The sequence below is a fragment of the Streptomyces sp. NPDC017529 genome, from assembly GCF_044329785.1.
In the GTDB taxonomy this organism is placed as follows: Bacteria; Actinomycetota; Actinomycetes; order Streptomycetales; family Streptomycetaceae; genus Streptomyces.
Map to the genome: position 1 here is coordinate 117,237 of NZ_JBIRJY010000006.1, position 20,435 is coordinate 137,671.

17 protein-coding genes are annotated in these 20,435 nt (G+C 70.8%); 6 read left to right on the top strand and 11 right to left on the bottom strand.

Translation table 11 applies throughout. From position 1 onward, the window contains the following. Positions 1-54 precede the first annotated feature (54 nt). On the top strand, positions 55-1,083 hold the full coding sequence (locus ACH4K4_RS17585; RefSeq protein WP_398168189.1) for a heme A synthase: 1,029 nt from the start codon (positions 55-57) through the stop codon (positions 1,081-1,083). Here the strand turns inward: ACH4K4_RS17585 and ACH4K4_RS17590 are convergent. The 3 genes from ACH4K4_RS17590 to ACH4K4_RS17600 form a co-directional block, all read right to left on the bottom strand. Then, a complete protein-coding gene (locus tag ACH4K4_RS17590; RefSeq protein WP_398168190.1) occupies positions 1,047-2,102 on the bottom strand; it encodes an amidohydrolase in 1,056 nt (351 codons plus the stop codon). The genes ACH4K4_RS17585 and ACH4K4_RS17590 overlap by 37 nt on opposite strands. 170 nt (positions 2,103-2,272) lie before the next feature. Beyond that, positions 2,273-2,656 (bottom strand): hypothetical protein, encoded by a 384-nt coding sequence (locus ACH4K4_RS17595; protein WP_398168192.1) that lies wholly within the window; start codon positions 2,654-2,656, stop codon positions 2,273-2,275. Between the two features lie 136 nt (positions 2,657-2,792). Beyond that, complete coding sequence (locus ACH4K4_RS17600; RefSeq protein WP_398168193.1) at positions 2,793-3,743, bottom strand: heme o synthase; 951 nt, start codon at positions 3,741-3,743, stop codon at positions 2,793-2,795. Positions 3,744-4,218: 475 nt separating this feature from the next. On the opposite strand from ACH4K4_RS17600, the gene tkt reads away from it, so the two are divergent. The 5 genes from tkt to pgl are packed head-to-tail and all read left to right on the top strand — an operon-like array spanning position 4,219 to position 10,862. Beyond that, positions 4,219-6,297, top strand: a complete 2,079-nt coding sequence (gene tkt, locus ACH4K4_RS17605) for a transketolase (RefSeq protein ID WP_398168195.1) — start codon at positions 4,219-4,221, stop codon at positions 6,295-6,297. Positions 6,298-6,332: 35 nt separating this feature from the next. After that, positions 6,333-7,451, top strand: coding sequence for a transaldolase (tal, locus tag ACH4K4_RS17610; RefSeq protein ID WP_398168196.1), 1,119 nt, complete (start codon positions 6,333-6,335; stop codon positions 7,449-7,451). Between the two features lie 5 nt (positions 7,452-7,456). Continuing rightward, positions 7,457-8,980 (top strand): glucose-6-phosphate dehydrogenase, encoded by a 1,524-nt coding sequence (gene zwf / locus ACH4K4_RS17615; RefSeq protein ID WP_398168197.1) that lies wholly within the window; start codon positions 7,457-7,459, stop codon positions 8,978-8,980. Next, on the top strand, positions 8,977-10,083 hold the full coding sequence (gene opcA / locus ACH4K4_RS17620) for a glucose-6-phosphate dehydrogenase assembly protein OpcA (RefSeq protein WP_398168199.1): 1,107 nt from the start codon (positions 8,977-8,979) through the stop codon (positions 10,081-10,083). Before zwf ends, opcA begins: the two co-directional genes overlap by 4 nt. Then, entirely contained in the window at positions 10,080-10,862 is a 783-nt protein-coding gene (gene pgl / locus ACH4K4_RS17625) for a 6-phosphogluconolactonase (protein ID WP_398168200.1), read from the top strand. The genes opcA and pgl overlap by 4 nt, the downstream gene beginning before the upstream one ends. A gap of 342 nt (positions 10,863-11,204) precedes the next feature. Here pgl and ACH4K4_RS17630 read toward each other — a convergent pair whose 3' ends face one another. The 8 genes from ACH4K4_RS17630 to ACH4K4_RS17665 all read right to left on the bottom strand — a co-directional run bounded on the left by ACH4K4_RS17630 (position 11,205) and on the right by ACH4K4_RS17665 (position 20,434). Continuing rightward, on the bottom strand, positions 11,205-11,468 hold the full coding sequence (locus ACH4K4_RS17630; RefSeq protein ID WP_398168202.1) for a hypothetical protein: 264 nt from the start codon (positions 11,466-11,468) through the stop codon (positions 11,205-11,207). Beyond that, entirely contained in the window at positions 11,468-13,120 is a 1,653-nt protein-coding gene (gene pgi / locus ACH4K4_RS17635; protein WP_398168689.1) for a glucose-6-phosphate isomerase, read from the bottom strand. The genes ACH4K4_RS17630 and pgi overlap by 1 nt, the downstream gene beginning before the upstream one ends. Before the next feature lie 215 nt (positions 13,121-13,335). Then, on the bottom strand, positions 13,336-13,671 hold the full coding sequence (locus ACH4K4_RS17640; RefSeq protein WP_003986538.1) for an RNA polymerase-binding protein RbpA: 336 nt from the start codon (positions 13,669-13,671) through the stop codon (positions 13,336-13,338). 161 nt (positions 13,672-13,832) lie between these two features. Further along, a complete protein-coding gene (gene secG, locus ACH4K4_RS17645) occupies positions 13,833-14,069 on the bottom strand; it encodes a preprotein translocase subunit SecG (RefSeq protein ID WP_003986537.1) in 237 nt (78 codons plus the stop codon). A gap of 131 nt (positions 14,070-14,200) precedes the next feature. Further along, the gene (gene tpiA / locus ACH4K4_RS17650) at positions 14,201-14,977 is read right to left on the bottom strand and encodes a triose-phosphate isomerase (protein ID WP_030017965.1); all 777 of its coding nucleotides are present in this window, start codon (positions 14,975-14,977) and stop codon (positions 14,201-14,203) included. A gap of 6 nt (positions 14,978-14,983) precedes the next feature. After that, positions 14,984-16,195, bottom strand: a complete 1,212-nt coding sequence (locus tag ACH4K4_RS17655; protein WP_398168203.1) for a phosphoglycerate kinase — start codon at positions 16,193-16,195, stop codon at positions 14,984-14,986. 114 nt (positions 16,196-16,309) lie between these two features. Next, complete coding sequence (gene gap, locus ACH4K4_RS17660) at positions 16,310-17,314, bottom strand: type I glyceraldehyde-3-phosphate dehydrogenase (protein WP_398029991.1); 1,005 nt, start codon at positions 17,312-17,314, stop codon at positions 16,310-16,312. A gap of 171 nt (positions 17,315-17,485) precedes the next feature. Beyond that, complete coding sequence (locus ACH4K4_RS17665; protein WP_398168205.1) at positions 17,486-20,434, bottom strand: M14 family zinc carboxypeptidase; 2,949 nt, start codon at positions 20,432-20,434, stop codon at positions 17,486-17,488. Position 20,435 lies beyond the last annotated feature (1 nt).

The window sequence follows — 20,435 nt, forward strand, 5'->3', positions numbered from 1 at the left end:
GCGTTGCCCACCCCCTCGTGAAACTTTGCACAAGCCGCCGCCTACGATGGCTGGGTGCCGAACACGTGGAACCCCTTTGAGCTGATCGCGCGCCGCTGGCAGCCGACGGCCGCCTTCGTACGGCGGGCCGCGCTGGCCACCGTCGTGATGTCCGTCGTCATCGTCGTGACCGGCGGCGCCGTCCGGCTCACCCAGTCCGGGCTGGGCTGCTCGACCTGGCCCAAGTGCACCCCGGACAGCCTGACGCCGACCGCCGCGATGGGCATCAACGGCCTCATCGAGTTCGGCAACCGCCTGCTGACGTACGTGCTCTGCGCGTTCATCGGCCTCTTCATCATCGCGGCCCGCGCCCGCGCGCCCCGGCGCCGCTCGCTCACCCGGCTCGGCTGGGCGATGTTCTGGATCGTCATGGGCAACGCCGTCTGGGGCGGCATCGTCGTCCTGACCGGCCTGAACCCGTACCTGGTCGCCGCGCACTTCCTCCTCACCACCGCCCTGCTCACGGTCTCCGTGCTGGCCTGGCGGCGGGCCGCCGAGGGCGACGAGGCACCGCGCGACCTGGTCGCCCGCCCGGTGCGCCAGCTCGCCGGACTGCTGGTGCTGGCGACCGGCGCGCTCACCGTCCTCGGCACGGTCGTCACCGGCGCCGGACCGCACGCGGGCGACGCCAAGAAGGTCCACCGCATCCCGGTCGACTGGCACGAGATCACCCAGTTGCACGTCGACTTCGTCTACATCGTCGTCGGCCTGTCCGTCGCCCTGTGGTTCACGCTGCGCGCCGTCAAGGCACCGGCCGCGCCGCGCCGCATGATGCTGGAGCTGTTCGGCTGCATCGTGCTCCAGGGCGTCCTCGGCTACGTCCAGTACTTCGCGGGCCTGCCGGAGATCGTCGTCGGCCTGCACATGCTGGTCTCGACGCTGGTGTGGATCTGCGTGCTGCGGATCCACCTGGCGCTGCGCGACCGGGGCCCCGTACCCGCCGGGGCGGGCGGGACTCCCGCGCCCGAGGCCGAGGTGCCCGCCCCCGCCGCGGAAGCCACCGGGCCTCAGCCGGCCGCCGGCGCGTCCGCCTCCAGCCGGTAGACGCGGCGCGCGGTCCCGGATGTGATCATCTCGGTGATCCGCCGCGCGTCCGCCGCCGCGCACAGGCCCTCCTCGGTCCACTCCCCCACGACCCGCTCCACGGCCCGTACGAAGAACCGCGCGCCCGTCACGTACAGCTCGGGCAGCGCCCGCGCCCCCGTGGAGAACAGCAGCTTGCCGAACGGGGCCTGGGCGAGTGTCTCCTCCGGGCACGGCCCGGCGTCCGCGTAGACGTGCGGGTGGACCGCCGCCAGCTGCGCCGCCCGCCGGTGGTGCGGTGACCCGGTCAGCAGCACCAGATCCGTACCGATCCCGCTGGTGGCCCGCAGGAAGCCCGCCAGCGGCCGGGGGTCGGCGCAGTGCAGCTGTACGGGCACGCCGGTGGCCACCGCGCTCCACAGCAGGTGCCGCAGCAGCGTCGGGTCCGCCAGCCGCTCCCCCGGCCTGCGGCCGCTGAGCCACCGGTCGGCCGCGCGCCGCACTTCGCCGGCCTCGGGGGCGCGCCCCTCGCAGAAGGGGGCGCCGGAGGCGAAGGCGGTGGCCTCCTGGGTGGCCGCGTAGACGGCCTCTGCCGTGTAGCCGATGAAGGAGTCGACGCTGCCGGAGGTGTCGGCGATCTGTTCGGCGAGGGGTTCGAGCCGTACGATCTCGTGGGCCCGGCCCCCGGCGGCGGCGGCCAGTTCGCCGGCCGACGTCAGCTCGCTGGGCGCGCCGGTGTCCAGCAGGAACGTGCCGATGCCGGTGCCGCGCAGCAGCAGGCGGCTCGCGCGATAGGCGCCCAGCTCCCGCCTGCGGGCCAGGTAGCGGGCCGGCGGGCAGTGCGCCTCCAGACCCAGCAGGGGCGGGCACCAGCGGCGTACGCCGAGGCCGGTCCAGCTGTCGAAGAAGGTGGTGCCGGCGGGCGCCGGGCCGTGTCCGCCGCAGGCGGCGGCGAGGTGGGCCTCGAAGGCGCCGAGGCCCAGGTCCCCGTGGAGCGCGCCGTGGCTGTACTGGTCCACGAGCGGTGGCAGCCCGTCCATCCGCTCCTCCTCGTCCGGGCGCCCGCGACGCCGAAAGCCCACCAGGCGCGGCACGGACGCCGCCCCTGGTGGGCTCAACGGACGACGGGGCCGTCAGGTAGCGGGCCCGGCCGGGCCGCGCGGGCCGTTCGAACCGGGCCGCGCCGGCGGCCGCGCGCCCGGCCGCGGCCTCAGGTGTTGGCCGGGCCACCCACCTGGATGCCCGCCATCCGCGACCATTCGTACGGACCGGTGCGCACCTTGGCCGCCAGGTCGCCGTCGAACGCGTCGTGCAGTTCGACGCCGGCCCGCTCGGCCGCGGCCCGCGCGATGTCCCGCGTCTCGGCGACGAGGTTGCCCCACTGGCCGTCGGCGCCGACCAGCGCGATCCGGATGCTGCCGCGGGCGATGTGGGCGAGCTGCCCGTCGGCGCTGCCGCCGTGCGCTGCGGCGAAGGCCGCGATCTCCTTGGCCAGCCGCGCGGTCCGCCGCTCGGCCCGCTTGTCCGCGCGGCCCCGGCCGGCCTGCTCCTCGACCTGCTCGTCCGCCGCGTCCGCCTGCTGAGTGTCTGCCATGGACAGGATGCTACCCGCCGGTAATCAGCGGGGGAAGAGCCGCCCGGGTGGGCCGTACGGGATGCCGCGCCACACGCCGCGGGCCCGCCACGAACGGATCGTGACGGGCCCGGCGCAAGCCTCGGCGGACGCGCGCCTACCGCAGGAACGGGTCCACGGCGACGGCGACGAACAGCAGCGACACATAGGAGATCGACCAGTGGAACAGCCGCATCTCCTTCAGCTTGGGGCCGGTGATCCCGGCCTTGGCGCGGGCCTGGAGACCGTGCGCCTCCTTCAGCCAGAAGGCGCCGCAGAGCACCGCCACCACCGTGTAGAACCAGCCGGTGTAGCCCAGCGGCTGGAGCAGCAGCGAGACCAGGACCATCACCCAGCTGTAGGCGACGATCTGCCGCGCGACCGCCTTGTTGCCCGCGATGACCGGCAGCATCGGCACGCCGACCCGCTCGTAGTCGTCCTTGGCCTTCATCGACAGCGGCCAGTAGTGCGGCGGCGTCCAGAAGAAGATGACGAGGAAGAGCACGGCCGAGGCCCAGGAGACGGTGTTGGTGACCGCGGACCAGCCGATGAAGACCGGCATGCAGCCCGCGATGCCGCCCCAGACGATGTTCTGGGCGGTGCGCCGCTTGAGGATCATCGTGTAGACGACGACGTAGAAGAGCAGCGCGCCGAGCGAGAGCATCGCCGAGAGCGGGTTGACCAGGAACCAGAACCACGCGGTGGAGCCGACGGCCAGCGCGGTCGCGAAGACCAGGCACTCGCGGGGCGAGACCATGCCGGTCACCAGCGGCCGCTGCGAGGTGCGGTCCATCAGGGCGTCGATGTCGCGGTCGATGTACATGTTGAAGGCGGCGGCGCCGCCCGCGGAGAGGTATCCGCCGACGCAGGTGGCCAGCACCAGCCAGAGGTCGGGGACACCACCGGCCGCCAGGAACATCACCGGGATCGTCGTCATCAGCAGCAGCTCGATGACGCGCGGCTTGGTGAGTGCCACGAACGCCTTGACACGGGCCCCGAACGGACGGTGACCTGAACCCTGCGGGCCCTGGACTAGGACCCCCGCAGGACGGGATTCGACGGCCGTCACGCACACCCCTGGAAGTAACATCAGCGGCTTGCGCCGCGAAGATAAGGCCAGCAAGCGTCCCCGGCCGTGAAGACCCGGTTAAGGCTTGCGCGTACCACGCCACTTTAGACGTTGGCCATACGACGGCCTTCGCGGGGGTGGGGTCGTGTTGAGGACGGCCCCGGGGCCGTTCGTGCGGTCCGGGCGCGCGTCGCGCCCTCACCTTCCCGCGCGTCGCTCCCGCCGCTTCGCGCGCCGTTCACGCCGTTCGAGAGGCGAAGGCGGGCACCGCCCGGCAGGCTGGTGATGTGGCCGTCTCGTCCGGGGCGGGAATGCCCGGCGTCCGGATTTGGTTGCCTAAGGCGTCGAGTTTCATCCCGGCGAGCCGTCGACGCTCCGTCGAAAAGACGCACGTACTCGCAGGGGTAGGCTCGACAACGCCGGGCGGACAAACCGTCCCCGGCATTCGACATGTGGAGAGGAGCCCTGACTCAGGGTGAGCACCAAGCCGACCACCACAGATTTCGAGTGGACTGATCTGGACCAGCGGGCCGTCGATACCGTTCGCGTTCTGGCCATGGATTCCGTGCAGAAGGTCGGTAACGGCCATCCGGGTACCGCCATGAGCCTCGCGCCGGCCGCCTACGTCCTCTTCCAGAAGCTGATGCGGCACGACCCCGCCGACGCGAAGTGGACCGGCCGCGACCGGTTCGTCCTTTCCGCGGGCCACTCCAGCCTGACCCTCTACATCCAGCTCTACCTGGCCGGCTACGGCCTGGAGCTGGACGACCTGAAGTCCTTCCGCACCTGGGGCTCCAAGACCCCGGGCCACCCGGAGTACGGGCACACGGTCGGCGTGGAGACCACCACGGGCCCGCTCGGCCAGGGTGTCGCCAACGCCGTGGGCATGGCCATGGCCGCCCGCTACGAGCGCGGCCTGTTCGACCCGGAGGCGGCGCCCGGCACCTCGCCGTTCGACCACACCATCTGGGTCATCGCCGGCGACGGCTGCCTCCAGGAGGGCGTGTCGGCCGAGGCGTCCTCGCTCGCCGGCCACCAGAAGCTCGGCAACCTCGTCATGCTGTGGGACGACAACCACATCTCCATCGAGGGTGACACCGAGACCGCGATCTCCGAAGACACCATCAAGCGCTACGAGGCCTACGGCTGGCACGTGCAGCGCGTCGAGCAGCTGCCCAGCGGCGACCTCGACCCGGTCGGCCTGGCCAAGGCCCTCAAGGCCGCCCAGGAGGAGACCGAGCGCCCCTCGTTCATCGCGGCCCGCTCGATCATCGCCTGGCCCGCCCCGAACGCCCAGAACACCGAGGCCGCGCACGGCTCGGCGCTGGGCGACGAAGAGGTCGCGGCCACCAAGAAGGTGCTGGGCTTCGACCCGGAGAAGTCCTTCGAGGTCTCCGACGAGGTGCTCGCGCACACCCGCGCCGCCTGGGAGCGCGGCAGCCAGGAGCACGCGAAGTGGGAGAAGTCCTTCGCCGCCTGGCGCTCCGCCAACCCCGAGCGCGCCGCCGACTTCGACCGCATCCAGGCGGGCGAGCTGCCGGACGGCTGGGAGAAGGCGCTGCCCGCCTTCGAGACCGGCAAGGGCGTCGCCACCCGTGCGGCCTCCGGCAAGATCCTCCAGGCGCTGGGCGCGGTCGTGCCCGAGCTGTGGGGCGGCTCCGCCGACCTCGCCGGCTCGAACAACACCACGATCGACAAGACCTCGTCGTTCCTGCCCGAGGGCAACCCGCTGCCCGAGGCCAGCCCGTACGGCCGCACGGTCCACTACGGCATCCGCGAGCACGCCATGGGCTCGACCATGAACGGCATCGCGCTGCACGGCAACACGCGCATCTACGGCGGCACCTTCCTGGTGTTCTCCGACTACATGCGCCCCGCCGTCCGGCTCGCCGCGCTCATGCAGCTGCCGGTGACGTACGTGTGGACGCACGACTCCATCGGTCTCGGCGAGGACGGCCCGACCCACCAGCCGGTCGAGCACCTGTCCGCGCTGCGCGCCATCCCGGGCCTGAACATCGTGCGCCCGGCCGACGCCAACGAGACCGCCACCGCCTGGGCCGAGATCCTGCGCCGCCACCAGTCCAAGCCGGCGCCGCACGGCCTCGCGCTCACCCGCCAGGGCGTGCCGACGTACGAGGCGAACCCGGCCGCGGCCAAGGGCGGCTACGTGCTGTTCGAGGCCGAGGGCGGCGAGCCCCAGGTCATCCTGATCGGCACCGGCTCCGAGGTCCAGCTCGCCGTCGAGGCGCGCGAGGCGCTCCAGGCCGAGGGCATCCCGACGCGCGTCGTCTCGATGCCGTCCGTCGAGTGGTTCGAAGAGCAGGACCAGGGGTACCGCGACAGCGTGCTGCTGCCGACGGTCAAGGCCCGGGTCGCGGTCGAGGCCGGCATCGGCCTGACCTGGCACCGCTACGTGGGCGCGCAGGGCCGGATCGTCTCCCTGGAGCACTTCGGTGCCTCGGCGGACGCCAAGGTCCTCTTCCACGAGTTCGGCTTCACCGCCGACGCGGTCGCCACGGCGGCCAGGGAATCCCTCGCAGCGGCCACGCGCTGACGCCCGTACACCATCTAGTAGGAGATGCAAACCCCATGACAGACGCACTCAAGCGCCTCTCCGACGAAGGCGTCGCGATCTGGCTGGACGACCTGTCCCGCAAGCGGATCACGTCCGGCAACCTGGCCGAGCTGATCGACCAGCAGCACGTCGTCGGCGTCACCACCAACCCGTCGATCTTCCAGAAGGCGATCTCGCAGGGTGACGGCTACGACACCCAGCTCGCCGACCTGGCGGCCCGCGGGGTCACCGTCGAGGAAGCCATCCGCATGATCACGACGGCGGACGTCCGCGACGCCGCCGACATCCTGCGCCCGGTCTTCGACGCCACCGACGGCCAGGACGGCCGGGTCTCCATCGAGGTCGACCCGCGCCTGGCGCACAACACCCGCGCCACCGTGGCCGAGGCCAAGCAGCTGGCCTGGCTGGTGGACCGCCCCAACGCGCTGATCAAGATCCCGGCCTCCAAGGCGGGCCTGCCGGCGATCACCGAGACGATCGCCCGCGGCATCAGCGTCAACGTCACGCTGATCTTCTCGCTGGAGCGCTACCGCGAGGTGATGGCCGCCTACCTGGAGGGCCTGGAGAAGGCCAAGGCCGCCGGCCTGGACCTGAGCAAGATCCACTCGGTGGCGTCCTTCTTCGTGTCCCGCGTGGACACCGAGATCGACAAGCGCCTGGACGGCATCGGCACCGACGAGGCCAAGGCCCTCAAGGGCAAGGCCGCGCTGGCCAACGCCCGTCTGGCCTACCAGGCGTACGAGGAGGTCTTCTCCTCCGACCGCTGGGCCGCCCTGGAGAAGGCGCACGCCAACAAGCAGCGCCCGCTGTGGGCCTCGACCGGCGTCAAGGACCCGGCGTACAAGGACACCCTGTACGTCGACGAGCTGGTCGCGCCGAACACGGTCAACACCATGCCGGAGGCCACCCTGGAGGCCACGGCCGACCACGGTGAGATCACCGGTGACAAGGTGCGCGGCACCTACGAGCAGGCGCAGGCCGACATGGACGCGCTCGCCAAGGTCGGGATCTCGTACGACGACGTCGTGCAGCTCCTGGAGGACGAGGGCGTCGAGAAGTTCGAGGCGTCCTGGAACGACCTGCTCAAGTCCACTGAGGCGGAGCTCAAGCGCCTCGCTCCTTCGGAGGGCTGACCAACTTGTCCAGCAGCAATCCGCTGCGTGACGCTGCAGACCGACGGCTCCCGCGTATCGCGGGGCCGTCGGGCCTGGTCATCTTCGGCGTCACGGGCGATTTGTCCCGTAAAAAGCTGATGCCCGCCGTTTACGACCTGGCCAACCGCGGCCTGCTGCCGCCGGGCTTCTCCCTCATCGGCTTCGCCCGCCGCGAGTGGGAACACCAGGACTTCGCGCAGGAGGTGTACGAGGCCGTCAAGCAGCACTCCCGTACGCCGTTCCGCGAGGAGGTCTGGCAGCAGCTCGTGCAGGGCTGCCGGTTCGTCCAGGGCAACTTCGACGACGACGAGGCGTTCGAGACCCTCAAGGACACCATCGAGGAACTCGACAAGGCACAGGGCACCGGCGGCAACTTCGCCTTCTACCTGTCCGTACCGCCCAAGTTCTTCCCCACCGTCGTCCAGCAGCTCAAGAAGCACGGCCTGGCCGACCAGAAGGGCGACTGCTGGCGCCGCGCGGTCATCGAGAAGCCCTTCGGCCACGACCTGGCCAGCGCCCAGGACCTGAACCGGATCGTCCACGAGGTCTTCCCGCCCGAGTCGGTCTTCCGGATCGACCACTACCTCGGCAAGGAGACCGTCCAGAACATCCTGGCGCTCCGCTTCGCCAACACGCTGTTCGAGCCGCTGTGGAACCGGTCCTACGTCGACCACGTCCAGATCACGATGGCCGAGGACATCGGCATCGGCGGCCGCGCCGGCTACTACGACGGCATCGGCGCCGCCCGTGACGTCATCCAGAACCACCTGCTCCAGCTGCTCGCGCTGACCGCCATGGAAGAGCCCGCCTCCTTCGACGCGGACGCCCTGGTCGCCGAGAAGACCAAGGTGCTGGGTGCCGTACGGCTCCCCGCCGACCTCGGCAAGGAGACGGTGCGCGCCCAGTACACGACCGGCTGGCAGGGCGGCGAGAAGGCCGTCGGCTACCTCGACGAAGAGGGCATCGACCCCCAGTCGAAAACCGACACCTACGCCGCGGTCAAGCTGGAGGTGGACAACCGCCGCTGGGCGGGCGTCCCCTTCTACCTGCGGACCGGCAAGCGCCTGGGCCGCCGCGTCACGGAGATCGCGGTCGTCTTCCAGCGCGCGCCGCACTCCCCCTTCGACCACACCGCGACCGAGGAACTGGGGCAGAACGCCCTGGTCATCCGCGTCCAGCCGGACGAGGGCGTCACGATGCGGTTCGGCTCGAAGGTGCCCGGCACCTCCATGGAGGTCCGGGACGTCTCGATGGACTTCGCGTACGGCGAGTCCTTCACCGAGTCCAGCCCGGAGGCGTACGAGCGCCTGATCCTGGACGTACTGCTCGGTGACGCCAACCTCTTCCCGCGCGTCGAGGAGGTCGAGCAGTCCTGGCGGATCCTCGACCCGATCGAGGAGTACTGGGACAAGCACGGCAAGCCCGCGCAGTACCCGGCCGGGACCTGGGGACCGGTCGAGGCGGACGAAATGCTCGCACGAGACGGACGGAGCTGGCGTCGGCCATGAAGATCGATCTGACGGAGACCACGGCCAGCAAAATCAACAAGGCGCTGGTCCAGGGCCGTCGTACCATCGGCACCCCCGCCATCGGCATGGTGCTCACCCTCGTCATCGTCACCGACGAGGAGAACGCCTACGACGCCCTGAAGGCCGCCAACGAGGCGTCCCGCGAACACCCCTCGCGCACCCTCGTCGTCATCAAGCGCGTCAGCCGGTCGCCCCGCGACCGCGCCAAGGCCCGCCTGGACGCCGAGGTCCGCGTCGGCGCGGACGCCGGCACGGGTGAGACGGTCGTCCTGCGGCTGTACGGCGAAGCCATCAACCACGCCCAGTCCGTGGTGCTGCCGCTGCTGCTGCCGGACGCCCCGGTCGTCGTGTGGTGGCCGGTGAACGCCCCGGTGGACGCGGCCGGCGACCCGCTCGGCGCGCTCGCCCAGCGGCGCGTCACCGACATGTACACCGCCGAGAACCCCATCAGGGAACTCGCCGAGCGCGCCGACGCGTACTCGCCCGGCGACACCGACCTGTCCTGGGCCCGCATCACGCCCTGGCGCTCCATGCTGGCGGCGGCACTGGACCAGCTGCCGTGCAAGGTCGCCGAGGTCGAGGTCGAGGGCGAGGAGTTCAACCCCAGCGTCGAACTGCTCGGCATGTGGCTCGCCGACCGGCTGAACGTACCCGTCCGGCGGCTGCTCTCGGCCGGCCCCGGCCTGACGGCCGTCCGGATGGAGACGGACTGCGGCCCGGTCGCGCTGGACCGCGCGGACGGCTCACTGGCCACGCTCTCCATGCAGGGCCAGCCGGACCGCAACGTCGCGCTCAAGCGGCGCGAGACCGCCGAGCTGCTGGCCGAGGAACTGCGCCGGCTCGACCCGGACGACATCTACGCCTCCGCGCTCAAGTACGGCGTGGACCGGCTCGGCGAGCCGGAGCGGGCACAGACGCCGCTGGCGGCGAAGGCGGCCGAGTCGTCCGACGAGCCGGTTGCCGCGGACGCGGACGCCGCCGGCGCGGCGGACGCGGCGGAGGCCAAGTCCGACGCCAAGCCCAAGGCCCCCGCCAAGAAGTCCGCCTCCAAGAAGGCGGCCTCGAAGGCGGCCTCCGAATGAGCGCGCCGCAGGTCGTCGTCCACCGCGACAAGGACCTGATGGCCAAGGCCGCGGCGGCCCGGCTGATCACGAAGATCGTGGACGCCCAGGCCGCCCGCGGCGCGGCCTCCGTCGTCCTGACGGGCGGCCGCAACGGCAACGGGCTGCTCGCGGCCCTCGCCGAGGCGCCCGCCCGGGACGCGGTGGACTGGTCGCGCCTCGACCTGTGGTGGGGCGACGAACGGTTCCTGCCGGACGGCGACCCGGAACGCAACCACACGCAGGCCCGTGACGCCCTGCTGGACAGCGTCCCGCTGGACCCGGCGCGGGTACACGCCATGGCCCCGTCCAACGGCCCGTACGGCAACGACGCGGACGCCGCGGCGGAGGCGTACGCGGTCGAACTGGCCGCGGCCGCGGGCCCCGAGGACCACGCTCCCGTCCCGTCCTTCGACGTCCTCCTGCTGGGCGTCGGCCCGGACACCCACGTCGCGTCGCTCTTCCCTGAGCTGCCGGCCGTCCGCGAGACGGAACGCCCGGTCGTCGCCGTCCACGGCGCCCCCAAGCCTCCGCCCACCCGCATCTCCCTCACCCTGCCCGCGATCCGCGCGGCACGGGAGGTCTGGCTGCTCGCGGCGGGCGAGGACAAGGCGAAGGCCGCGGCGATGGCGCTCTCCGGCGCCGGCGAGATCCAGGCCCCGGCCGCGGGCGCGTACGGCCGCAGCCGCACCCTGTGGCTCCTGGACGAGGCGGCTGCGTCGCAGTTGCCGCGCAGCCTGTACCCGCCGGCTTCGGCCTGACACCGCCGTATTGACGAACGGCCCCGTTCCCGGGTGGGAACGGGGCCGTTGTGCGTGGGTGTCCAACTGACCAAGAGGGTTTCGGCGCCTGGTGGCGGGCTGGGCACCGTGGCCGACCACTGCCCGTACCGGGGGGCGCTCCCCGTACCCGGGCACGGGACCGGCCCTCCAGACTCCGTCCTACGGGCCGCCCCCTCCCGTCGTACGGCGACGTTCTGCCGGTGGGGGCAGGCGTCCCCCTGCCCACGCCGCGAAAGCCGAACACGTACGGGAGGGTGCGGGACCGTAGGACGAAGTCTGTAGGGCCCGGGCCCGCGCCACACCCCACCTGGCCTCAGTCCGTCACAACCGTCGTTCCTGTTCCTGGCGGACCATCGCATCGGCGAGGTGGCCGGGGTCCTGGAGGTCGCCGACCGCGACGCCCTCCACCTGCGTGTCGTGGGTGTCGTACCGCCCCAGGCCGTGTTCCTTGTCGCCTTGTACGGCTTCGAGGTGACGCACCGCCACGTCGCGCTGCTCGCCCTCCGGGAGGCTCTGGAGCCATGCCCGGTTCTCCGGGGTGAGGAGGTCCAGGAAGCTCGCCAGAACCTCTTCCTCCGCCGCCATCAGCGACCCCGCATCTCACGGTACGTGGCGACCAGGGACCTCGTGGACGCGTCCAGCCCCTCGACCTCCGAGCCCTCGGTCAGCGCGGGCTCGACCCGCTTGGCCAGGACCTTGCCCAGCTCCACGCCCCACTGGTCGAAGGAGTCGATGTTCCAGATCGCGCCCTGGACGAACACCTTGTGCTCGTACAGCGCGATCAGCTGGCCCAGTACGGACGGGCTCAGTTCCTTGGCCAGGATGGTGGTGCTGGGGCGGTTGCCCTTGAAGGTCTTGTGGGTGACCAGGTCCTCGGCCACGCCCTCGGCGCGTACCTCGTCGGGGGTCTTGCCGAAGGCCAGCGCCTGGCCCTGGGCGAAGAGGTTGGCCATCAGCAGGTCGTGCTGGGCCACCAGGCCGGGCTGGAGGTCTTCCACCGGGTTGGCGAAGCCGATGAAGTCAGCCGGGATCATCTTCGTGCCCTGGTGGAGCAGCTGGTAGTAGGCGTGCTGGCCGTTCGTGCCGGGCGTGCCCCACACGACGGGGCCGGTCTGCCAGTGCACCGGGTTGCCCTCGCGGTCCACGGACTTGCCGTTGGACTCCATGTCGAGCTGCTGGAGGTACGCGGTGAACTTGGAGAGGTAGTGGCTGTACGGCAGGACCGCGTGCGACTGGGCGTCCCAGAAGTTGCCGTACCAGACGCCGAGCAGGCCGAGCAGGAGCGGGACGTTCTCCTCCGCGGGTGCGCAGCGGAAGTGTTCGTCGACGAGGTGGAAGCCGGCCAGCATCTCGCGGAACCGCTCCGGGCCGATCGCGATCATGAGCGAGAGGCCGATCGCGGAGTCATAGGAGTAGCGGCCGCCGACCCAGTCCCAGAACTCGAACATGTTGTCGGTGTCGATGCCGAAGTCCGCGACCTTCTCGGCGTTGGTCGACAGCGCGACGAAGTGCTTGGCCACGGCCTCCTCACCGGCGCGCAGGCCGGTGAGCAGCCAGTTGCGGGCGGAGGTGGCGTTGGTGATCGTCTCGATGGTGGTGAAGGTCTTCGAGGCGACGATGAAGAGCGTCTCCGCCGGGTCGAGGTCGCGGACGGCCTCGTGCAGGTCCGCGCCGTCCACGTTGGAGACGAAGCGGAACTGCATGTCGCGGTCGGTGTAGGCGCGCAGCGCCTCGTACGCCATCGCCGGGCCCAGGTCGGAGCCGCCGATGCCGATGTTGACGACCGTCTTGATGCGCTTGCCGGTGTGGCCCTTCCACTCGCCCGAGCGCACCCGGTCGGTGAAGACCTGCATCTTGCGCAGTACGGAGTGCACGGCGGGGGCGACGTTCGCGCCGTCGACCTTGACGGAGGCGGATTCGGGGGCGCGCAGCGCGGTGTGCAGCACGGCCCGGTTCTCGGTGACGTTGATCTTGTCGCCGCGGAACATCGCATCCCGCAGTTCCGCCACCCCGGTCGCCGCGGCGAGGTCGCGCAGCAGGCGCAGCGTCTCGTCGGTGACCAGGTGCTTGGAGTAGTCCAGGTGCAGGTCGCCGACCTGGAGGGTGTAGCGTCCGGCGCGGCCCGGGTCCTGGTCGAACAGTTCGCGCAGGTGCACCTCCCCGAGCTGCTCCCGGTGCTTGTTCAGCGCGGTCCACTCAGGCATCTGGTCGAGCCTGCTGCGGCCTTCTGCGTTCATCTCGGACATCAGCCTTCTTCTTCTCGTACCGGCCCCGCCACCTTCCAACCTAATTGATCAGGGTGCGGGATGAGGGGTCCCCCCGCTGTCGGCCGCCCCGGCGAACCGTTTCAGCACCTCCCGCCGGTACCCGGCCGAGAGGCCGGATACGCGGACGGCCCGGCCGGGAGGGTGGTTTCCCTCCGGCCGGGCCGGTCGTCACGTGTGCCGGTCCGTCAGATCTCTCCGCGCAGCTTGGCGAGCGCCTCCGCGAGGATCGCCTCGCCGTCGGCGTCGCTGCGGCGCTCCCGGACGTACGCGAGGTGCGTCTTGTACGGTTCGGTGCGCGGCGGGTCCGGTGGATTGTCCCGGTCCTTGCCTGCCGGGAAGCCGCAGCGCGGGCAGTCCCAGGTGTCCGGAATCTGCGCGTCGCCGGCGAAGCTGGGCTGAGTCTCGTGCCCGTTCGAGCACCAGAAGGAGATGCGGATGCGCGGCGCGGACTCGCCTCGCTCGGCCTCCCCCATCGGCCCCGCCCCGACCCGACTTCCTCGGATCGCGTTGCCACTTGCCACGGTTGTAACTCCCTGCGTAATGGTGCTGCGAAGCATCGAACAGCAGCTGCGCTGCGAGGCGCCCCAGTCTACGTAAGGCCCAACGCGCGTCCAGTGACAGGAGTTACTACACCCCCGCCGAGGACGCCGCCCTCATGATAGGCCGCGTCCTCGACAGTTCGTCAGCTGTCCAGCTTCATCAGGACGCCGAGTACGACGATGCAGGCGAACCAGAGCAGGGCGATCACGATGGTGATGCGGTCCAGGTTCCGTTCCGCGACGGAGGAGCCGCCGACCGAGGACTGCATGCCGCCACCGAACATGTCGGACAGGCCGCCGCCCTTCCCCTTGTGCATGAGCACCAGCATCATCAGCAGCAGGCTGAACACGATGAGGGCTACCGAGAACCCGATGACCACGGCTGGACCAACTCTCTAGGACTGGCGGACGGGACGTACCGAAGAAGATCGAATGGTACGGGGCCGGGCGGTGCGCGGCACCGGGCCCGGCCCCGACAGGGTACGACGGGCCGGGCCCGTCGTCATAGCTGCTACTGGTCGCGGAAGCGGACGATCTTGACGAACTCGTCCACGTCCAGCGCCGCACCGCCGATCAGGGCGCCGTCCACGTCCGGCTGCGCCATGATCGCGGCGACGTTGCCGGACTTGACCGAGCCGCCGTACTGGATGCGGACCTTGTCGGCCAGCTCCTGGCTGTACAGCTCGGCGAGGCGGCGGCGGATCGCGCCGCAGACCTCCTGCGCGTCCTCCGGCGTGGCGACCTCGCCGGTGCCGATGGCCCACACCGGCTCATAGGCGATGACGATGGTCTCGGCCTGCTCGGCGGGGACGTCCTTGAGACCGCCGTCGACCTGGGCGAGGGTGTGCTCGACCTGATTGCCGGCCTTGCGGACGTCCAGGCCCTCGCCGACGCACAGGATCGGGGTGATGCCGTGCTTGAAGGCGGCCTTGACCTTGGCGTTGCAGATCTCTTCGTTCTCGCCGTGGTACTGGCGGCGCTCGCTGTGGCCGACGGCCACGTAGCTGCACTTGAGCTTGGCGAGCATGCCGCCGGAGATCTCGCCGGTGTACGCGCCGGAGTCCTGCGCCGAGAGGTCCTGGGCGCCGTACTTGATCTTGAGCTTGTCGCCGTCGACCAGCGTCTGCACCGAGCGGAGGTCGGTGAAGGGCGGCAGGACCGCGACCTCGGTGGCCTCGTAGTCCTTGTCGGCGAGCGCGAAGGCGAGCTTCTGGACGTGCGCGATGGCCTCAAGGTGGTTGAGGTTCATCTTCCAGTTGCCCGCCATCAGCGGGGTACGGTCAGTCACGGTTCTTCAGTCCTCCAGAGCGGCGAGGCCGGGGAGCGTCTTGCCTTCGAGGTATTCGAGGCTGGCGCCGCCACCGGTCGAAATGTGGCCGAAAGCATTCTCGTCGAAGCCGAGCGAGCGCACGGCCGCGGCCGAGTCGCCGCCGCCGACGACGGTGAAGCCGTCGCAGTTCAGCAGGGCCCGCGCGATGGCGGTGGTGCCACCGGCGTAGTCGGGGTGCTCGGCGACGCCGACCGGGCCGTTCCAGAAGACGGTCTCGGCGTCGGCGATCTTCGAGGCGAACAGCTCGCGGGTCTTCGGGCCGATGTCCAGGCCCTCCTTGTCGGAGGGGATCTTGTCGGCGTCGACCGTGACGAAGTCGGCCGGGGCCTTCGTCTTCAGGTCGGGGAAGTCGGCCGAGGCCAGGATGTCGACCGGCAGGACCAGCTCGACGCCGTTCGCCTCGGCCCGCTCCATGTACTCGGTGACGACCGGGATCTGGTCCTCCTGGAGGAGGGAGATGCCGACCTCGTAGCCCTTGGCCTTCAGGAAGGTGTACGCCATGCCGCCGCCGACCAGCAGACGGTCGGCCTTGCCGAGCAGCTCGTCGATGACGTCGAGCTTGTCGGAGACCTTGGCGCCGCCGAGCACCACCACGTAGGGGCGCTTGACGTCCTCGGTGAGCTTCTTCAGGACGGTGACCTCGGCGGCGATCAGGTCGCCCGCGGCGTGCGGCAGGCGGGCCGGCAGGTCGTAGACGGAGGCGTGCTTGCGGTGCACGGCGCCGAAGCCGTCGCCGACGTACACGTCCGCGAGGGCCGCGAGCCGGTCCGCGAAGGCGCCGCGCTCGGCGTCGTCCTTGCTGGTCTCGCCCGCGTTGAAGCGCAGGTTCTCCAGGACGGCCACCTCGCCCTCGCCGAGCCCGTCGACCACCGAGCGGGCGGACTCGCCGACCGTGTCGGTGGCGAACGCGACGTCGCGGCCGATCAGCTCACCCAGCCGCTCGGCCGCGGGGCGCAGCGAGAAGGCGGGGTCCGGGGCGCCCTTGGGGCGGCCCAGGTGCGAGGCGACGATCACCTTGGCGCCGAGCTGGGCCAGCTTGGCGATCGTCGGCTGGACGGCGCGGATGCGGCCGTCGTCGGTGATGGTGGTGCCGTCCAGCGGCACATTGAGGTCGGCGCGGACGAAGACCCGCTTGCCGGACAGCCCGTCCCGGGCGAGATCGTCGATCGTCTTCATGCGAAGTGACTCCGTTGCGTAGGTCGGTCATGGGAGGGGGCCCGTACGGCGCTTCGGTGCGCCCTACGAGCCCCTTCCGCACTTCTACGTGCCCTGGCCTTGGTGAGGCAGGTGTCAGAGCTGGCCACCGACGAAGGTGGTCAGGTCCACCAGGCGGTTGGAGTAGCCCCACTCGTTGTCGTACCAGCCGATGACCTTGACGCTCTTGCCCTGCGCCATCGTCAGGGAGGAGTCGAAGGTGCAGGAGGCCGGCCAGTTGACGATGTCCGAGGAGACGATCGGGTCCTCGGTGTACTCCAGGATGCCCTTGAGCTGGCCCTCGGACGCCTTCTGGAACGCGGCGTTGATCTCGTCCTTGGTGACCTCGCGCTCCAGCTCGATGACCAGGTCGGTCACGGAACCGGTGGGGACCGGGACGCGCATGGCGATGCCGTCCAGCTTGCCCTCCAGCTGCGGGAGGACCAGCGCGGTGGCCTTGGCGGCACCGGTCGTGGTCGGGATGATGTTCTCCGCGGCGGCGCGGGCGCGGCGCAGGTCCGAGTGCGGGAAGTCCAGGATGCGCTGGTCGTTGGTGTACGCGTGCACCGTGGTCATCAGGCCCTTGACGATGCCGAAGTTCTCGTCGAGAACCTTGGCCATCGGCGCCACGCAGTTGGTGGTGCAGGAGGCGTTGGAGATGACGTGGTGGTTGGCCGCGTCGTACTTGTCCTGGTTGACGCCCATCACGATCGTGATGTCCTCGCCCTTGGCGGGCGCGGAGATCAGGACCTTCTTGGCACCGGCCTGGATGTGCTTCTCGGCGTCGGCCTTCTTGGTGAAGATGCCGGTCGACTCGATGACGATGTCGGCGCCCAGCTCGCCCCAGGGGAGGGCCGCCGGGTCGCGCTCGGCCATCGTCTTGAAGGTCTGGTTACCGACCGTGATGGTGTCGTCGGTGTGGCTGACGTCGTGCTTCAGGCGACCCAGGATGGTGTCGTACTTCAGCAGGTGAACCAGGGTGGCGTTGTCGGTCAGGTCGTTGACACCGACGATCTCGATGTCCGCGCCCTGCTCCAGGAGCGCGCGGAAGTAGTTGCGACCAATGCGGCCGAATCCGTTGATGCCTACGCGGATCGTCACGAACCGATCTCCTCGTTGGTGCGCCGGTGCAGTACCGGCGAGCTGTATGGGATGTCCCCGACCGCCTCCGACCCTACCCCCAATACGAGACGTACGTGACATTGACAGGGGCGCCCCACGCCCACTCGCGGGGCCGCGGGGCGTCTGTTCGCCGAGAGAGGACGCGGCGGATCAGCCGTCGAGGGCGCGGAGCGCCGCCCCGGCCAGTTCGGACCGTTGTGCGGCGTTCTGTACGTGCTCCAGGCCGAAGCCCAGCAGAACGGTGTTACGGGTGGTCACCGCGGCCGCGGCCCGGAACAGCTCCTTGGAGCGGACCCAGTCGGCGGTGGCGGCGGGGCTGCCGGCGGGCGGTCCGGGGACCGTCCAGGGGCCGAGGGAGGTCTCGAAGCCCTCCACCGGCTCGCCGCCGGTGCCGGTGGTGAGCCGGGCGTTGTCCACGAAGACGCCGCGGCCGCCGGTGCCGGGGTCGGTGACGTAGGAGAGGGCCAGCTCGACCCGCTGCCCGGCGTAGGCGGACAGGTCGACGGAGACGGCGCGCCACCCGTTCGAGGAGCCCGTGAAGCGGTTCCAGGAGCCCGTGGTGCCGGTGTTGCGGCACTCGGTGCCGGTGCGGGTCAGGTAGTGCCGGAGGAACGGGTGGGCCGTCATGTAGTAGCCCTGGCCGCACTCGGCGGGTACGTCGGTGCCGGTGCCGCCGTTGGCGTCGGGCAGCGTCGTCCAGTCGTCCTTGCCGGCGGTGTACGCCTCGATGAAGGCGTTGTCGAAGCCCTCCTCGGTGTCGTGGCTGAGCATGAACCGCAGGGCGGGCCTGTCACTCGCCGTCACGCCGGTCAGGTCGATGGTGCGGGCCAGCCGCATCCAGGAGTTGTCCTGGTGTTTGGCGGCGGCGAACCAGTCGCCCTCGTACGGCTGGAACGGTGTCCGCGCACCCGGGTACTCGCCGGCCGCCGCGCTGGCGAACTGGGGGAACGTGGCCGGTGGCAGTTCGTCGGAGATGACCGTGTGGACGCCGGCGGCGTCCAGCGGGTTGCCCGCCGCGCCGCCCAGCCCGGCCTCCGCGCCGGCCAGCTTGCCGGCGCCCTTGAAGGCCGGCGGGGACTTCAGGGAGATCCGGCTGCCGGCGCCCAGGTAGTACTGGCTGAAGTCGTCGGTCAGGGCGCGGCCGACCGTGGAACTGCCGCCCGCCTGCTCGCCGGCGGTGAGCAGCTTGCCGCCCTCGTTGAGGTAGTCGCGTACGGCCAGCAGGGTGGCGCCGCCCGGCCGGCCCGCCCCGGTGTACCAGACGACGTTCTCGAAGTGGCTCAGCACGCCGAGCGCGTCCGGCGCCCCCCGCTCGGCGACGTCCCAGACCGCGGCGCGGTGGCCGTTGCCGGCGAGCGCCCTGGTGTAGGCGGCGGTGTGCTGCGCGGGAGCGGTGCCGCCCTCCTCGGCGATCACGAGGGTGTCGGCGCGCGGCCGCTCGGCGACGGTGTAGGTGAAGGGTTCGCTGCGGGTGGCCTTGCCGTCGCGGGTGCGGCCGGAGAACCAGACCTCGACCTTGTCGCCCGGGTCGGCGCCCTCGACGGCGGCGCGGTACTGGTCGAAGTGGATGTTGTCCTCACCGCCGTAGGTCTCGCCGCCCTCCCAGGCATCGAGTTCCGCGGTGTGCCTGCGGCCGCCGTTGACCCGGTAGTTGAGCTCCTTGTCGCGCACCGACTTGCGGGCCGTCACGGCGGCTTCCTGGTCCTCGCCGCGGGCGTAGGAGGTGGCGAAGGCGTGCGGGGTGAAGTCGGGCGCTTTCAACCCCACGGCCGAGACGGGCTGGTCGGGGCGCTTCGCGCTCTCGGCGACGGAGAGCGCGAAGGGGATGTTCTTCTCGAACTCCGCCTGGATCAGCTTCTCGGAGTCGGGGAAGTTGAAGATGGACTGGCAGTCGGCGGCGTGCCACTCGTCGTTCGGGTCGGCGTTGGAAACCGTCTGACAGGTCGACATCTCCGGGGTGAACATGGGGATGCCGTTGACGTTGCCCGCGTGGCCGTCCGCCTCGCCGTTGGTCGTGTACAGCTCGGAGGAGACCTGCGGGCGGTAGCCGGGGATCGCCGGCTTCTCGGGCGTGCCGGCCAGCGCCCGGTACAGGACGTCGTCCGGGGTGGGCGTGGCCACCTGCCAGCCGACGCCGTACAGGATCAACTCGGCGGCGGAATGGTAGTTGATGGCGTACCGGAAGCCGATGCGCTTCTCGAAGGCGTCCAGCGCCTTGGTCTCCGGCTCGGAGGCGGCGGACGGGCCGCGGTAGGTCTCGCCGGCCGGGTTCGGAGACGAACCCTCGTTGTCGTAGCCCCACTTGTAGGAGAAGTTGCGGTTGAGGTCGACGCCGTCGCCGGGGGCGGTCCTGCCGTCGCCGTTGTTGTCGCGCAGGTTCTTGCGCCACAGCCGGTTCTTCGGGTCCTCGAAGGTGTAGTCGTAGCCGTCCGGGTTGGCGGAGAGCACGAACCACAGCTCGGTGGTGTCGAGGATCCTGGTCAGGCGCGGGTCCTTGCCGTATCCCGCCAGGTAGTAGCGCATCAGCCGGCGGGTCATCTCCGGGGTGATCCACTCCCGCGCGTGCTGGTTGGACAGGTACAGCACCGCGGGCTTGGCGCCGTCCTCGGTGGTGCCGGCGTTCTTGGTGAGCTTCAGGGCCAGGATGTCGCGGCCCTTGACGGTCTTGCCGATGCTGACGACCTTCGCGAGGTTCCGGTGGAGCCGCGCGGTGTCGATCATCTCCTTCATCAGCCCGTTGGCGCCCGTGTACGGGCGGAACACCCGGTCACCCTGGGCCTTCAGCTTGCGCTGCGTCTCCGCGGAGACCGTCTTGCGGGCCAGTTCTACGCCCTGCTCGCGCAGCCCGGCCGCCTGCTCGCCGGAGAGGTACAGCTCGACCTCCGCCTTGCCGGTCTTCGGTACCCGCGCGCTCAGCTCGTGACCGTCCACCCCCGCCTTGAGCAGCAGCGGCACCTGCGCCTGGGTGACCTCGGCGGTCCAGGTCCCGATGGCGCCGCGCCCGCCGCCGTCCGCCTGCGCCTGCGCGGCCGGCGCCGCCGCCAGCCCTCCCAGCAGCAACGATGCCGCCGCGAGTAAGGATCTCGCCTTGCGTCTCATG